The following is a 12,850-nucleotide window of genomic DNA, read 5'->3' as shown; positions in this document are numbered from 1 at the left end:
GATTCATAAGTCAAATGTATGGACTCTATTTTTTGCCTCATACGAGTTCGTATGAGCTCCCTAACCTTTTGATTTACTAACATGACGGAGGCCTGAGCATCTGCGGATTTCTCTGCGTATCCAGCTTCTATTGCAGCCTGACGGCCATTTCCTCCGTTTCTTATATAATGTTCGACAAACATTACTTTTCTGTAATTTAGTCCTCTATCATCTAAAAAATCTTCATTTATATCAATTTCTTTTTTTTCTGTATTTTTATCAATCATTATTGGTAGTTTCTCCTGATATAACCATTTCAAACAATGAATTTAACTTAGATTCAATAGATTCCAATTTATCTAATCTTTCACCTATAGATTCCTGATATAATTCTTCTAATTCTTGTATCTTTTCTTCTAATTCAAGAATTCTTTCCGCAAAATTAGTCAATATATCTTCTATCTTTTGACCCGCCGTGTATAAAGTATCATCAATATCAAAGTTTGACATTATTTTTTTCTCCTTTTGAAGACTCATTAAATTCCTCTTTTATCGCTTTCTATTTTAAGCATAGGAACAAAGTCATAATTGACATTTATTTTCTTAGCTTTTCGAAATACGATTTCCAATAATTTTTCAGGAATTCCCATTTTTTTAATAAGTAATTGATTTATTATAAAAAATATATTCAATGTTTTTTCATTTTCTTTTCCCCAACATTTCCACTCTCTAATCATATTATATATATTAATGATGATATGTGATTGATCTAAAGATGACTTTAGGGTTTGTTTATTCATGAGTCCATTAATGTAATGTTCCATTTTGCAATTTGGATCGATTCCACAAATAATGGCTGTTGTTTCCCATAGGGACCAATTAGAACAGGAATGTACATATTCATGGTAAATTTCCAGCATTTTATCACTCATTATTTACTCACTTGACATTATGATTTTATGTTAGTAAATTGATGTCTTTCATATTCTTTATCTTTTGCTTCAGTGGACAAATGGGCTGCTTAAAACAGCCCATTTTTCTATCAATTTATTTATAATTTAACAAAATCTCATCGACTTTTTCAATTTTGTAGGCCATTTTTATCATATTATTGTAATCTTTCAGTCGACTGTATTTATCGAACTTTTTTCTTAAAATTTTTCTTTCCTTTTTTAGTTTTTCTTTTTCATCAGTAAACATAATAACATCTCCTTGTTTATTATTATTTATAATTTCCAAACAATCTTTGAGGATTGCTTCAGATTGAGAGACATAGTTGGATATAACTTTCATATTCGTTTCCATGTTCTCAATATTCAATAATGCACTTTTTATTAACAATTTGACTGATTCGTTGAACATTATTTTTCTCTATTTTATTCTTCCTTTATTCCCTTCCATTCATAGGCTCTTTCTATCCAATTATTTAAAGAATCCATACATAAATCACTTATATATTTAACATTTTCTTTTTCTAATCCTTTTTGAATAACTTCGTCAGATATTCCCTTTTCTTTTATGAGTGTTTTCAATTCTGAAATCATTTCATATCGCGATGGATTAATAACTTCATTTGCGTGTATATTCACAGTTTCATTGGAAGAAGTTTTCCAGTTTTCACTTTCATCATAAGTTCCTGAGAAAATGGACTGAAATGTCATACGAAGACATTGAGCTTCTGCTACTTTTTTTATCATTGTTGCCGGTTTCGTGACCCACAAACTTTTATTACTACTATATTCTTGTAGTTCTACATAATTAAATTGTGGTTTGCTTGAGCTTTTTCGTTTTACAATACAATAACCACCAATTAGATTTCCTCTATCCGATACAGAATATTGATGATGAACTTCTCCATTTTTGATAGAAAAATTATCATTTGAATAAACAGCATCCACATGATGATAATCATAATCTGGATTTTCTTGAGCAGCTTTACGATATCCATCTCTACCGATGAAAATATTAGCTGATTGATTTCCATATTTAACTGCCCAAATTTCTCTCAAAAAAGGATTGAGACCAGTGGCTTTCCCTATTTCAATGAATGTAGTGAATTCTAAATCGCTCAATGTATTAGCATACATATCTTTTAATTTATAGATAATATCTTCTTTATTCCATAAATTATTGGATTTATCAGAAACACATATATTGGTATTCATTATTACTCCTTGTATTTAATTAAAAAATTTGATAGGAAAAAGTCGATCTATTTCTACATCATACTTTTTGCTGAGTTCCATGGCTCTAAAAATAGGAATATGTCTTTTTTTCCAATCATAGTAGGTTTGCGTCGTTATTCCTTGTTGATCACAAAACTTTTTAACCCCTCCTTCTCGTTCCATGCATTCCTCTAAGGCTTCTGTCATTATTTTTCTTTGTTGGTTATTTAATCTTAAAGAAATTGCATTTTTCTTAGTTTTCTTGAACACTTACATTCTCCAATTGAATAAATAATAAAATTACTATAGTCAATACATTATTGACTGTCAAGATAAAAAATGTCATTTTTATTAAAAATAATAAAAAAATAAAAGGAGTTATTATGGAAAAATGTATTAATCACCCGAATGATCGAGGAATTATTATCATAAGGCCGTGGCAAATGGAATTCTGTGAAGGGGATAAATGTGCCGCTGAACTCTTAAGTTTATTTGAATATTGGCACAATATAAAAATTAGGACAGTCGAACAAAATAAAGAGGAAAATGATCGTAGAATCCAATCGGGATTAAAGCCAATATATAGTGAAAGTACTTTACAATGGCATTCAAGAGATCAATTAATTGACCAATTATTCAATAGATACACTCATAAGACAATTAAAAAGTCAATAGACCTTTTGAAATCTAAGAAATGCCTTTCTCAGGAATCTAATCCTAACAATTCATTTGATAAGACGAAATTTTTTCAATTTCATCCTGAAATCATCAATGAATGGTTGATCCATAGATCACAAAAAAAGTGTTCAGAAAATTTACATAATCAGGAGGGAAAAACGACCTCATCGATTGGGGAAAATTACCCAATCGGGCGGGTAAATTTACCCAATCTCCTTAATACACAGAATACATATCTTAGAATACAAGATAATAAATATAATGTCGGTTTGTGTAAAAATGAAACAAATGAAAAGAAAAATAAAATTCCCTATGAGGAAATAATTGACTATCTAAATAAAAAAACAAATCAAAACTATCGTTACACGACTCCAAAGACTAAAGAATTGATTTTTTCTCGATGGAAAGAAGGATTTACTAAAAAGGATTTTTATCAAGTTATTGATAATATGTGTAATAAATGGATAAACGATAGTAAAATGAAACCCTATTTACGTCCACATACCCTTTTTTCCACAAAATTTGAGTCATATTTGAACCAATCGGATGACAAATTAGACATGGCATTGAGAAATAATGAAATTGGTAAAGGTACTTATTCTGTATTGAAAATGGGAGACTTAGAATAGAATAAAAAATTAGGCATCAAATTTTACGTGTGCTTTAAGATAATTAAAAACTAATGGTAAACCATAGGTAAAATTATCGTCTTTTGTGAAGCTTTAAATGTTCTTTAAATTTGATTTAATGAATTAATGACACAATTGGAGGTGAATGTATGTTAGATCAAAAAATTTTTAAACATTATTTTTCTATATTATGTGAGATGTATGACAAATCTCCTAGCAAATTTCTTACAAATATTTACTTTCATTGTCTTAAAGAAATGGAAGAAGAGGAATTTAAAAAATCCATAAAAAATATTTGCAAAACATATCCCTATAATTCTTTACCAAAACCAGCTCATATTTTAGACAGTGCGTATGGAAACAAAGAAGAACGAGCTTGGATGGCATTGGAAATTTTAGAAAAAGCGCGACGAATTTATTCTGCTGATATGACGATTTCGTTTGAAGATAAAACTATTAATCGATGCATAAAAACCCTCTGTGGAAATTGGTGCAAATTTGGAAGACTAGAAGAAAGAGATTGGAATCGAGAAAAGAAAAATTTTATCGATTTGTATGAAATTTTTTGTGATCAAGATAACCGAGAAGAGGAACCTCTGGTAGGACAATTCTCAAAAAAAAATGAGATAATAGTGATTGAATGTCCCTATTTCAATCGATTTAAAAATAAAGAAATTGAAAGCGACGAATAAATGAAATGCCCATACTAATAAAAAATGTACATTCTTTTCCTATTTCTAAATACCGTTCAAAACCTTCTCAATGGGAAGGAATTAAATTTCATTCAAAATTAGAGAGAGATTATTTTATCTTTCTTACTCATCGAAAGAAAAAAGGAGAAATAATTTTCTTTTTACGTCAAATTCCATTTGACTTACCAGGAAAAACTAAATATTATGTTGACTATCAGGTATTAGAAAAGGACGGCACATTGAGATTTATCGATATTAAGGGAGTAGAAACTGATACCTTTAAGATAAAAAAAAGAATGGTGGAAGAAATATATTATCCAATTCATATAGAAATTATTAAAAAAGGAAATTTTAAATGATTTTTAGAAAAAAAAATAAAGTTTTAAAAAATATAAAAGGAATTTATAGAATATATTCAGATAAATATGGATATGGATATATGGAAATTGAGAATGTTAATAGATTTGTCCCATTCCCTATAAACATTACTTATAATCCAATTGTGAATGTATCAATTTTTCAGGATAGTTGTGAATATTGTAATTGTATAGGAGATCTAGAAGGACCACTTATACTAAAAAATGATGAAGATTCTTCTTTAATTCCTAAGTCTTCAATTTCAATTATAGCTAATAATCTACATGACGATAAATCTTGTAGAGTAACATATATTGATGTTTTTTTGTACAAAAACATCATTACACACGCAATTTTTTATGAAAAATATTTTGATGAGAATTATCAAAAAGTAAATGATATTGATATATCAGTTTTAAGTAAATTTAAAAATTAGATCAATGAATTTATTTACTAATTAAGGAGTATCTATAAAATGAATTTAAATATTAAAGACGAAGTGTTTTTTTAGAAATTTTAGAAAAAATCCTAATGGAGAATTAAAATGAAATTATATAAACTACAAAAACTAAAATTTTATTTTTCTATAATTTATATTTCATTTATAAATTATAGAAACAAACACCAAAAAATGTTTATGACATTAGGATTATGTATATTATCATTGTGGATGTTTTGTGAAGTTATTTTTAAAATAAAATACAGCATATTTTGTAATGCATTACTATTTATATGTATTACCCTACTTTTGTTAATAAATTATGAAAATATGGATAAAAAATAATGGAAAAATACCGAAAGATATTTAAATTAATAAATTGGTCTATCGTTTTTCTTTATATGTCAATTTTATTAATTTTTATACCAAATTATTATTATTCAGAATTAAAAGGATTAGGAATATCTTTTATTTCTATGTATATTTTTTATAAATTCTTTGATCTATATATTTGGAGAATATTTTTTACAATCGATAAAATTCCTAGAATACATGGAACATGGGAAATAACCCTTTTAGATGTAGAATGTCCAGAAAAAAATCCAGTGAAAGCTTTTATTGTAATACATCAAAGATTAACATCAATTAAGATTGATTTTTTCATGAAAGACCCTTTTATTAATTCAGAAAAGATATATGAATTTGAATTAAAAAATTGTGTATTGACAAAAAAATATAATGATATTTTCCAATTATGTGCAATAAATACACATTCTGCACTTTCTATTGAAATAAAGGAAGATATTCCTTTATTAAGTGGAAACTATATTTATTTATCTATTTTTTGTAACAAACCCTATCAATTTGAAATGGAATTTATTAATCATACTACTCAATTATTTAATAATTTTGGAGAATGTTATCAATTATTTAATAAAAAATAAGGGAAAATAAATGAAAGATAAAGAATTAGAAAAAGCTTTAAAAGACATTATCGGATTGGATATCTATCCTTATTCACCATTTGAATATATAAAATTATTTATTAATCCATCTATTAAAATAGAATTTCAAGAAATTGGTTTTTATGACACAGGAATAATTAAACAAGGAAGTGATAAATCATTTACTTATTATTCTGATTCTGAATATTACCTTCCGATATCTAACACGAAAACAATATTGGAAAGGATATAAAATGATAAATGATGAAGATATTTCAGCATTTACATTTATGCTTTGTATAGGAATTTTAGTGTTTTGTGCTTACCCATTCGTATGTTTTTCAATAATGTTTATTATTTTAAGTACAATTGGTGGAGTTAAAATTTACAAAAATATAAAAAAATCAATAAAAAGATTATTTAAATAATAACGATTATGAAATTTTTTATAAAAATTGTTAAATCTTTTAAAAAGGAGAATAAAAATGAGCTCTATAAATGAGTTATTTAAAAATAGTTTTAACGATAACGATAGGGATTATTATGTTATAAGATCAAAAAATGCGAGCGTTTTTGTTGCTCAAATTGATGAAATTGATCATAAAAATCGATATGCGAAATTAAAAAATGCTCGTCGTATATGGTATTGGGACGGTGCAGCTTCATTGAGTGAGTTATCACGGGAAGGCGTCAGTAAGCCAGAAAATTGTAAATTCCCAGTCCCATATGATTTTAGGTGCAAGAATTGTGGAGTAAAAGGAGAAACTTACTCTTATGAATGGTCTGAAGAACAATTATGCTTAAAATGTTCAAAAGATTTATTTGAAAGAATTCAATCAAATTTTATTCTACTAAAATTAAACGATCCTACTTTATTCGATCAATTAAATATAAAAATTAACATTAAGGACTAAAATAATGTTAGTAAGTTTTTATACCATTGCAGGTGATAACTGCAAAGAAAGAAAGCCATTTGATACTGATGCGAATTGGGATGGCTATGGCTATGGCTATGGCGATGGCGATGGCTATGTCTATGGGGGTGGAGATTGATGTTTTGTAATGAAGATGGGCTATGAATAATGGAGTTCAATATGGCGTCCTCGATGGTGGTGAGTCCCATCTATCTTTTGGATCATGGAGAGGGAGTTAGATTGGTGAGGGAGGTGAAGAGAGCGCTATATGTGACTAAAGAAAATAAAAAAATTTATGATTTCTATATAGATTTTGTATGAAAAGGAGAAAAATGATGTTTAAATTTTTAACAACACTATCTTTGATGATATTTTCTACAATGTGTCTATCAAAAGAGGTTTCTATTCAAAAAAATGTAGATAAATGGTATGCCGAAGCCCAATTTTTTACAAAGAATGACAAGATACCCTCAAATTGGGAACACATCAGGATTGGTATAAAAGGAACTATAGGCTATCAAATTAATACACACTTTTATAGTGGGGCTTATATTAAACAAGATAATCAAGATCGATTAGTTGGCGATATCATGATAGGAGCACAATTTGTTGATAATACACATTCTATGATTCCCTATGCAGAAATCGATATGATTACTCATATAGTAGATGGAAAAAGAATCGCTGAGATTGGATACGATATCGGATCAAAATTTAATATGAATAAACGGCTTTATTTTATTGCCGAAATACATGACATATTTAAAATACGAGGAGGATCCGTGGTTTGTGGTCTTTCTTACACACTATATAAAAATATAAGTGTAGATTTAAAATATAATTACAACCCTAGAAATAGATTCAATTGTGCCTTGTATGGTGTAAGAATTATTTTCTGAATATGGAGAAAAAACATGTCAACGGATTATTGTTTAATTTGTGATAAATGCAAAGAAAGAATAGGTTCTACTAATTCAACTTTGTGGGGAATTAAATATAATGATTTTATTTTTTGTTTTAGGATAGAAGATTTTTATAGACCAGGTGATGAAAGACTATACAATCATGATGAAGAGATAAAAGAAAATATTTTTTATGTTAATTCGACCCAACTAATATCAGAATTTCTAATCAAACATATAAGATGTAAAGTTTATATTTTAGATATGGATTCAATGTTAGAAGAAATATATTCTAATTATAATATTTTTTCTACTGAAAAAAAACTACATTATAAAAACGAATTAGAAGTTTTCATTTCAAGATTAAGAGGTGAATTTTTAAATAATTATGATAATTTTAAGAAAAATAATAAAAAATTTGATCGTATAAATGAAAAGATTTTATAACTTTATGAAGATAATAATAAATTTAAATCAGAGCTCATTAGACTTTATAAAAAACAATACATAGATACCGTAATGGAGGAGGATAAAAATGGAGATTCATGAATTTTATAGACTATTTTATTTTTCATTATCCAATTATTTTCCCACAAAATATTTACGATCATCCTACTCCAGAAGGAATTTAATTATGGAAACCTATATTACACGCGAAATGGAAATCGTGGCCGTCAACACACAATTGAAACAACTCAAGCGATATTTGGGATTAAATATTTTAGAACTAGCAGCTATATTACGAGTCAGTCGCCCCACTATTTATAAGTGGATGGAAACTGAAGAAATTAATGTGCGACAAGTAAATCAAGAGCGCCTAAACCGATTATACGAAATAGGAAAAGCTTGGAAAGCGAAGAAATTAGGGCGATTAGGCAGTTATTTGCATAAACCCCTTGGACAATCCAGCATTTCTCTTTTTTCACTGTTAAAACGTAGTCGCTTGTATTCTGGTGAAATCAATCGCTATTTGGATAATATTGCACAACTTATAATAGCTAAGCGTCAAGAAAATGAAGCGCATGAAGCATTATTGAAGAAACATGGTTTTGAACCAATGAGCAAAGAGGACATGGAGGACAGCTTAAACGATATTGATTTTATGGATTAATAATGGAACAAAAAACAGTAGTTTCACAAAAAATAGAAACAAATGGTAAGAATTGTGTTTTAATGAATAATATAAGGTTAATCTAAAGATATACTATATCTAGATTACTAATAATATTTATATAGAAGGAGATATTATAATGTCAACGGATTATTGTTTAGTTTGTACTGAATGCGAAGAAAGAACAAAAGACTCTTATAGTGGAATTAAATATATAGAAGATTATTATAGACCAGAGGATGAAAGAGTATATATTCATGAGGAAGGGGTAGAAGAAAATATTTTTTATGTTAAGGAGACCGAACTACTAACAGAATTTCTAATCAAACATATGAGATGTGAGGTTTATATTATAGATATGGATTTAATGTCAGAAGAAATATATAATTATAATAGATTTTCTCCTGAAAAAATACATTATACAATAGAATTAGAAGATATAGTTTTAGAGGAATATAAAAATAAAGTAGAAAATAGGTATAATAAAATAGCTAATGAAATTCTAGATTTAGAAAAAACAATTGAGTTGCAATATGTTAAAAAATGCAACCTATTGGACGAAAAATATATTATAAAAGGTCTCAATGACAAATTGAGAGAATTAACATTTAATATTTATATGGATACTTTATCGGGGGGATTCTCGGTAATGAAAGTGTGGACAGATTATGAACATGAAGAGAATGTTAAACTTAAATCAGAACTCATTAGACTTTATAAAAAATCATACCTACATACAGTAATTCAGGAGGATAAAAAAAATGAATTATAAATTTTTCAAAAAAATAATTAGTTCATATAATGATATACAGAAAATATCCTTTAATAAGGATTTTTTTACAATAGTAGATTCAAATGGGATAGAAAGCATGATTTTTGATTATGAAAAAGATGATATGGCAGAAGCTATAACTAAATATAATAAAGATTCTTATGATTTTTTAAGTGGGACAAAAGATTTCGTTTATAAACCCGAATAAACTCTTAGTATGCTATAATTATTATTTATCACCTAATAGAAATGTCTTATCTTTAGAACTCTTACTAGAACCAAAATAATAAGAAATAGTAGAAATCCACGCAGTTCCCAAAGAACCTAACATAATATCAATCACATCTCGTGAATGTTCAGAAATATTACAAAAAATTAATATAATCAATATACTAAAAAATCCTGTGCTTAAAATAATCGATAAAATTGATGGCATTCTATCTCTCAATTCAATTTCTCTTTTTCGTGCATTTTCTCTGTCTAATGAATAGACTTTTGCTTCATCTAAACCAATTTGAGCCATTTTTACTTTATATTCTTGTTCAGCCACTTTAAGATGCTGTAATTTATCCGGTGTTATATTCTGTAGAGCTTTTAATAATTCACTTTGAGAAGATTCTTCATTTCCACATAATGATTTAGAAATTATTTTAAGTGCTGTTCCTCCAAAAGGGCCTCCAATCAAACTTCCAAGAAATGGAACCACATTACTGATTATAGATTTGAAATCAATTTTCATATTATTACCTATTCTATAATTTATGTCATTTAACTTATTTTAGTAAAAGTAATCGTCGATTGTAGTAAATTTGCATTCGCAGATATCAATTCATAAAAATTAGGACTACTTCCTCCTTCTACAGTTACATTAATTCTTACTTGATTTGATGCTCCTACACCTGGTAAAGGAAACATCATAAAAGGTGAAAAATGAATGTCAGAGGTAGTTTCTCCTTGATAAGGAACCGCAATTCTCGCAGGTTCAATCGAATCCACTGTTAAATCTAATTGATCAGGTAATACAATTATATTATCTCCCAACACATTATGTGCTCCACCACCACCTGCATCCCATCGTATATACATCTGAATTGCTACCATATAATCGCCAGGTTCTAATACCCATCCATTTGTTGAAAGATTAGTTGCAGGACTACCAGCTGGAGAAGTCATCAATACCCCAAAAGGCGCCATATAAGAAGGAGGAGGAACCGTATCTAGTTTTATATAACCAAATCCTGGTGAAATAAAATCCACTAAATAACTTTCACTTTTTTGAAAAGCACTTTTATAGGTACCATTATTTGATAAGAATTCATCTCCATTTCCATTATTTAGAAGAGTAACTCCCCCATCTTTTATATTAATACCATCTCGATCTGCAAAAACAGCGAGATTTCCTTCAACAGATCGATTTTCTTCCATCGTAATATTTCCCATTATAATTCTCCTAATTTAATGAAAGTAATGGATGATCTAGTGATTCCTGGTACAGAAGAAATTAATTGATAAAATTCACTATTTGGATTAGCTGATGTCCATCTAATATCTACTTGAAATACATTACTATTTCCTACTCTAACTGGTAATATTAAATAATAATTTAGATTAATAGTAGGCTGTGCAATTCCAATATTAAACAACCCATTTTGAAGACGAAAAGAATCCATAGTGGGAGGACCAGGAGGATTCGCATTTATTATACTCACCTCAAATTGATCACCATCTATTATATGATTACCCCCTGCTACGTCATCCCACCTAATTCTAATATCCAAAATAATAAAATAATTTCCAGATTCTAAAACCCATCCTTCCGTTGGAGTAGAAATAACTGGATTTCCATAAGGAGAACCAAAAATAAAAGCAAAATCATGAATATGAGAAGGATTAGGAGATGCAATGTTTTCAATATATCCACCAATTCCAGTTGATGAAATAAAATCTATTCCATAACTTGCCGTTTTTAGAGGAAATACCGTAGGTAATGGTAAGCCACTATCTTTAATTAATTTTCCAGTGGTTCCATTAAAAAGAACTACATTATTATCGACAGAACTATTAGGTCCAATAACATCTCCTCCACCTAATGAAGATAAAGGAATTCCACTGTCTTCAATATCTATTCCGTCATTATCTCCTGAGACAATCACATTTCCCTTTTTAGAAATGTTTTCTTTCATTGTTATATTTCCCATAGAAACTACCTCTTTAATAATTATGGCATATTAATGGGATCAAAATTATATAAAAATAATTTAGAAAGACTATCTACCGCTATCGTAGAATCTCCTCCAAAATCTTCTATACCAGCTGAAAATGTAAAAGTATCTGTCGATATGACATTAATTAATGGTTTAATAATAGTAATACAGGTATTTAATTGATTTTGAGTAGCGTCTATAATGACATTCTTTAAAACCCAAATTTCACCACTTAAATTACCATTAAATTTTGTTTGTATACTTAAAACAGATTGACCAATTGGTCCTGTTAAATTAAATGTCCCATTTAAAATAACTGTAAAAAGAACAATATAATTTCCTGGTTTTAATTTATAGGGAGAAATATCTTTTATAATTTCACTTCCATATAAATTATTCGAATCTACTAAATCTGAACTTATTCCAGAGCCTGGCGTAATATTACCTACAGAACTCATTTCTCTAATTGCAACTAATTTACTTGTTAATGGAAATCCAGAATCTTCTGTAATCAGTCCCTGATCATCTTTAAAAACAGCAATATTTCCAGGAATACTATTTGTTTCTATATTATAAGTAATTGGCATTATTTTATCCTTTATATATTAAATCCACAATTCATGATATGGACTGGTGATAATCAACGCAAAATTAAAAAATACTCTATTTTTAAAACAATAACCCATTTTTTTTCTCCATTTATCCCGAAGTATTCCAAAATGCTACTGTAATTCGAGTTCCATTTATAGTAGCTTCAAATCTTAATATATCTCCTGGAGAGACGATTCGAGTTAAAGGATTAAGTTCTACGTTAGTTTGACTAAAAACTCCCGTTGGGGGTGGAATAGCAGCGACAGAATTTCTAAATCTAACTCCCCTTTCACTATAGGACATTACGGCTAAATTTACATTCTCAGGAACGGTCAACGTTACTTCAGCTGGTACAGTTAAAAATACCTCATAGCCGATTCCACCCTTTTCTGGAATGATACAAGGAAGACCATAAGTAACATTTCCATTTTGATCTTTATTAAGCAGCATCTTTTGAGACATTATTTTATCTC

At 28.2% G+C, this 12,850-nt stretch carries 23 protein-coding genes; 12 read left to right on the top strand and 11 right to left on the bottom strand.

Going from position 1 to position 12,850, the window contains the following annotated elements:
• The 6 genes from ACTF56_RS11390 to ACTF56_RS11365 form a co-directional block, all read right to left on the bottom strand.
• A partial coding sequence (locus tag ACTF56_RS11390; RefSeq protein WP_438967036.1) for a terminase small subunit occupies positions 1-266 on the bottom strand: 266 nt, incomplete at its 3' end.
• Complete coding sequence (locus ACTF56_RS11385) at positions 259-516, bottom strand: hypothetical protein (RefSeq protein WP_438967035.1); 258 nt, start codon at positions 514-516, stop codon at positions 259-261. The genes ACTF56_RS11390 and ACTF56_RS11385, both read right to left, overlap by 8 nt.
• Positions 516-899 (bottom strand): hypothetical protein, encoded by a 384-nt coding sequence (locus tag ACTF56_RS11380; protein WP_438967034.1) that lies wholly within the window; start codon positions 897-899, stop codon positions 516-518. Before ACTF56_RS11380 ends, ACTF56_RS11385 begins: the two co-directional genes overlap by 1 nt.
• 127 nt (positions 900-1,026) lie before the next feature.
• On the bottom strand, positions 1,027-1,341 hold the full coding sequence (locus ACTF56_RS11375) for a hypothetical protein (protein ID WP_438967033.1): 315 nt from the start codon (positions 1,339-1,341) through the stop codon (positions 1,027-1,029).
• Positions 1,342-1,355: 14 nt separating this feature from the next.
• Positions 1,356-2,144, bottom strand: a complete 789-nt coding sequence (gene bet, locus ACTF56_RS11370; protein WP_438967032.1) for a phage recombination protein Bet — start codon at positions 2,142-2,144, stop codon at positions 1,356-1,358.
• A gap of 15 nt (positions 2,145-2,159) precedes the next feature.
• On the bottom strand, positions 2,160-2,351 hold the full coding sequence (locus ACTF56_RS11365) for a hypothetical protein (protein WP_438967031.1): 192 nt from the start codon (positions 2,349-2,351) through the stop codon (positions 2,160-2,162).
• A 176-nt stretch (positions 2,352-2,527) separates the two neighbouring features.
• On the opposite strand from ACTF56_RS11365, the gene ACTF56_RS11360 reads away from it, so the two are divergent.
• The 12 genes from ACTF56_RS11360 to ACTF56_RS11305 all read left to right on the top strand — a co-directional run bounded on the left by ACTF56_RS11360 (position 2,528) and on the right by ACTF56_RS11305 (position 9,790).
• A complete protein-coding gene (locus ACTF56_RS11360) occupies positions 2,528-3,451 on the top strand; it encodes a conserved phage C-terminal domain-containing protein (protein WP_438967030.1) in 924 nt (307 codons plus the stop codon).
• 257 nt (positions 3,452-3,708) lie between these two features.
• The gene (locus ACTF56_RS11355; RefSeq protein WP_438967029.1) at positions 3,709-4,143 is read left to right on the top strand and encodes a hypothetical protein; all 435 of its coding nucleotides are present in this window, start codon (positions 3,709-3,711) and stop codon (positions 4,141-4,143) included.
• Positions 4,144-4,148: 5 nt separating this feature from the next.
• Complete coding sequence (locus tag ACTF56_RS11350; RefSeq protein WP_438967028.1) at positions 4,149-4,502, top strand: DUF1064 domain-containing protein; 354 nt, start codon at positions 4,149-4,151, stop codon at positions 4,500-4,502.
• Positions 4,499-4,936, top strand: a complete 438-nt coding sequence (locus ACTF56_RS11345) for a hypothetical protein (protein ID WP_438967027.1) — start codon at positions 4,499-4,501, stop codon at positions 4,934-4,936. The genes ACTF56_RS11350 and ACTF56_RS11345 overlap by 4 nt, the downstream gene beginning before the upstream one ends.
• Positions 4,937-5,340: 404 nt before the next feature.
• A complete protein-coding gene (locus tag ACTF56_RS11340) occupies positions 5,341-5,883 on the top strand; it encodes a hypothetical protein (RefSeq protein ID WP_438967026.1) in 543 nt (180 codons plus the stop codon).
• 10 nt (positions 5,884-5,893) lie between these two features.
• On the top strand, positions 5,894-6,136 hold the full coding sequence (locus ACTF56_RS11335) for a hypothetical protein (protein WP_438967025.1): 243 nt from the start codon (positions 5,894-5,896) through the stop codon (positions 6,134-6,136).
• Positions 6,137-6,368: 232 nt separating this feature from the next.
• Positions 6,369-6,797 (top strand): DUF6948 domain-containing protein, encoded by a 429-nt coding sequence (locus tag ACTF56_RS11330; RefSeq protein WP_438967024.1) that lies wholly within the window; start codon positions 6,369-6,371, stop codon positions 6,795-6,797.
• Positions 6,798-7,129: 332 nt separating this feature from the next.
• Entirely contained in the window at positions 7,130-7,696 is a 567-nt protein-coding gene (locus ACTF56_RS11325; protein ID WP_438967023.1) for a hypothetical protein, read from the top strand.
• 15 nt (positions 7,697-7,711) lie between these two features.
• Positions 7,712-8,146, top strand: a complete 435-nt coding sequence (locus ACTF56_RS11320) for a hypothetical protein (RefSeq protein ID WP_438967022.1) — start codon at positions 7,712-7,714, stop codon at positions 8,144-8,146.
• 187 nt (positions 8,147-8,333) lie between these two features.
• A complete protein-coding gene (locus ACTF56_RS11315; protein WP_438967021.1) occupies positions 8,334-8,810 on the top strand; it encodes a hypothetical protein in 477 nt (158 codons plus the stop codon).
• 139 nt (positions 8,811-8,949) lie between these two features.
• Positions 8,950-9,582, top strand: coding sequence for a hypothetical protein (locus ACTF56_RS11310; protein WP_438967020.1), 633 nt, complete (start codon positions 8,950-8,952; stop codon positions 9,580-9,582).
• Positions 9,572-9,790: a hypothetical protein gene (locus tag ACTF56_RS11305; protein ID WP_438967019.1), complete on the top strand. Its 219-nt coding sequence runs from the start codon at positions 9,572-9,574 to the stop codon at positions 9,788-9,790. The genes ACTF56_RS11310 and ACTF56_RS11305 overlap by 11 nt, the downstream gene beginning before the upstream one ends.
• A 21-nt stretch (positions 9,791-9,811) precedes the next feature.
• On the opposite strand, the gene ACTF56_RS11300 is transcribed toward ACTF56_RS11305, so the two are convergent.
• The 5 genes from ACTF56_RS11300 to ACTF56_RS11280 all read right to left on the bottom strand — a co-directional run bounded on the left by ACTF56_RS11300 (position 9,812) and on the right by ACTF56_RS11280 (position 12,827).
• Positions 9,812-10,321: a hypothetical protein gene (locus ACTF56_RS11300; RefSeq protein ID WP_438967018.1), complete on the bottom strand. Its 510-nt coding sequence runs from the start codon at positions 10,319-10,321 to the stop codon at positions 9,812-9,814.
• 29 nt (positions 10,322-10,350) lie between these two features.
• The gene (locus ACTF56_RS11295; RefSeq protein WP_438967017.1) at positions 10,351-11,022 is read right to left on the bottom strand and encodes a hypothetical protein; all 672 of its coding nucleotides are present in this window, start codon (positions 11,020-11,022) and stop codon (positions 10,351-10,353) included.
• Positions 11,022-11,780, bottom strand: a complete 759-nt coding sequence (locus ACTF56_RS11290; protein ID WP_438967016.1) for a hypothetical protein — start codon at positions 11,778-11,780, stop codon at positions 11,022-11,024. Before ACTF56_RS11290 ends, ACTF56_RS11295 begins: the two co-directional genes overlap by 1 nt.
• Positions 11,781-11,800: 20 nt before the next feature.
• Entirely contained in the window at positions 11,801-12,373 is a 573-nt protein-coding gene (locus ACTF56_RS11285) for a hypothetical protein (protein WP_438967015.1), read from the bottom strand.
• A gap of 112 nt (positions 12,374-12,485) precedes the next feature.
• A complete protein-coding gene (locus ACTF56_RS11280) occupies positions 12,486-12,827 on the bottom strand; it encodes a hypothetical protein (protein WP_438967014.1) in 342 nt (113 codons plus the stop codon).
• Between the last annotated feature and the right edge of the window lie 23 nt (positions 12,828-12,850).

It is taken from the genome of Flavobacterium sp., from assembly GCF_965657075.1.
GTDB lineage: Bacteria > Bacteroidota > Bacteroidia > Flavobacteriales > Flavobacteriaceae > Flavobacterium.
The sequence above is the reverse complement of the archived record's forward strand: the minus strand, read 5'-3'. Positions and strand labels throughout refer to the sequence as shown.

What these genes read in the sequence shown, in the direction of transcription:
- ACTF56_RS11380 (WP_438967034.1), bottom strand. Translation starts at nt 899, where the DNA reads ATGCTGGAAATTTACCATGAATATGTACATTCCTGTTCTAATTGGTCC.
- ACTF56_RS11375 (WP_438967033.1), bottom strand. Translation starts at nt 1,341, where the DNA reads ATGTTCAACGAATCAGTCAAATTGTTAATAAAAAGTGCATTATTGAAT.
- ACTF56_RS11310 (WP_438967020.1), top strand. Translation starts at nt 8,950, where the DNA reads ATGTCAACGGATTATTGTTTAGTTTGTACTGAATGCGAAGAAAGAACA.
- ACTF56_RS11345 (WP_438967027.1), top strand. Translation starts at nt 4,499, where the DNA reads ATGATTTTTAGAAAAAAAAATAAAGTTTTAAAAAATATAAAAGGAATT.
- ACTF56_RS11300 (WP_438967018.1), bottom strand. Translation starts at nt 10,321, where the DNA reads ATGAAAATTGATTTCAAATCTATAATCAGTAATGTGGTTCCATTTCTT.
- ACTF56_RS11285 (WP_438967015.1), bottom strand. Translation starts at nt 12,373, where the DNA reads ATGCCAATTACTTATAATATAGAAACAAATAGTATTCCTGGAAATATT.
- ACTF56_RS11385 (WP_438967035.1), bottom strand. Translation starts at nt 516, where the DNA reads ATGAGTCTTCAAAAGGAGAAAAAAATAATGTCAAACTTTGATATTGAT.
- ACTF56_RS11350 (WP_438967028.1), top strand. Translation starts at nt 4,149, where the DNA reads ATGCCCATACTAATAAAAAATGTACATTCTTTTCCTATTTCTAAATAC.
- ACTF56_RS11330 (WP_438967024.1), top strand. Translation starts at nt 6,369, where the DNA reads ATGAGCTCTATAAATGAGTTATTTAAAAATAGTTTTAACGATAACGAT.
- ACTF56_RS11340 (WP_438967026.1), top strand. Translation starts at nt 5,341, where the DNA reads ATGTCAATTTTATTAATTTTTATACCAAATTATTATTATTCAGAATTA.
- ACTF56_RS11295 (WP_438967017.1), bottom strand. Translation starts at nt 11,022, where the DNA reads ATGGGAAATATTACGATGGAAGAAAATCGATCTGTTGAAGGAAATCTC.
- ACTF56_RS11335 (WP_438967025.1), top strand. Translation starts at nt 5,894, where the DNA reads ATGAAAGATAAAGAATTAGAAAAAGCTTTAAAAGACATTATCGGATTG.
- ACTF56_RS11320 (WP_438967022.1), top strand. Translation starts at nt 7,712, where the DNA reads ATGTCAACGGATTATTGTTTAATTTGTGATAAATGCAAAGAAAGAATA.
- ACTF56_RS11355 (WP_438967029.1), top strand. Translation starts at nt 3,709, where the DNA reads ATGGAAGAAGAGGAATTTAAAAAATCCATAAAAAATATTTGCAAAACA.
- ACTF56_RS11305 (WP_438967019.1), top strand. Translation starts at nt 9,572, where the DNA reads ATGAATTATAAATTTTTCAAAAAAATAATTAGTTCATATAATGATATA.
- ACTF56_RS11325 (WP_438967023.1), top strand. Translation starts at nt 7,130, where the DNA reads ATGATGTTTAAATTTTTAACAACACTATCTTTGATGATATTTTCTACA.
- ACTF56_RS11290 (WP_438967016.1), bottom strand. Translation starts at nt 11,780, where the DNA reads ATGGGAAATATAACAATGAAAGAAAACATTTCTAAAAAGGGAAATGTG.
- ACTF56_RS11280 (WP_438967014.1), bottom strand. Translation starts at nt 12,827, where the DNA reads ATGCTGCTTAATAAAGATCAAAATGGAAATGTTACTTATGGTCTTCCT.
- ACTF56_RS11365 (WP_438967031.1), bottom strand. Translation starts at nt 2,351, where the DNA reads ATGACAGAAGCCTTAGAGGAATGCATGGAACGAGAAGGAGGGGTTAAA.
- ACTF56_RS11360 (WP_438967030.1), top strand. Translation starts at nt 2,528, where the DNA reads ATGGAAAAATGTATTAATCACCCGAATGATCGAGGAATTATTATCATA.
- ACTF56_RS11315 (WP_438967021.1), top strand. Translation starts at nt 8,334, where the DNA reads ATGGAAACCTATATTACACGCGAAATGGAAATCGTGGCCGTCAACACA.
- bet (WP_438967032.1), bottom strand. Translation starts at nt 2,144, where the DNA reads ATGAATACCAATATATGTGTTTCTGATAAATCCAATAATTTATGGAAT.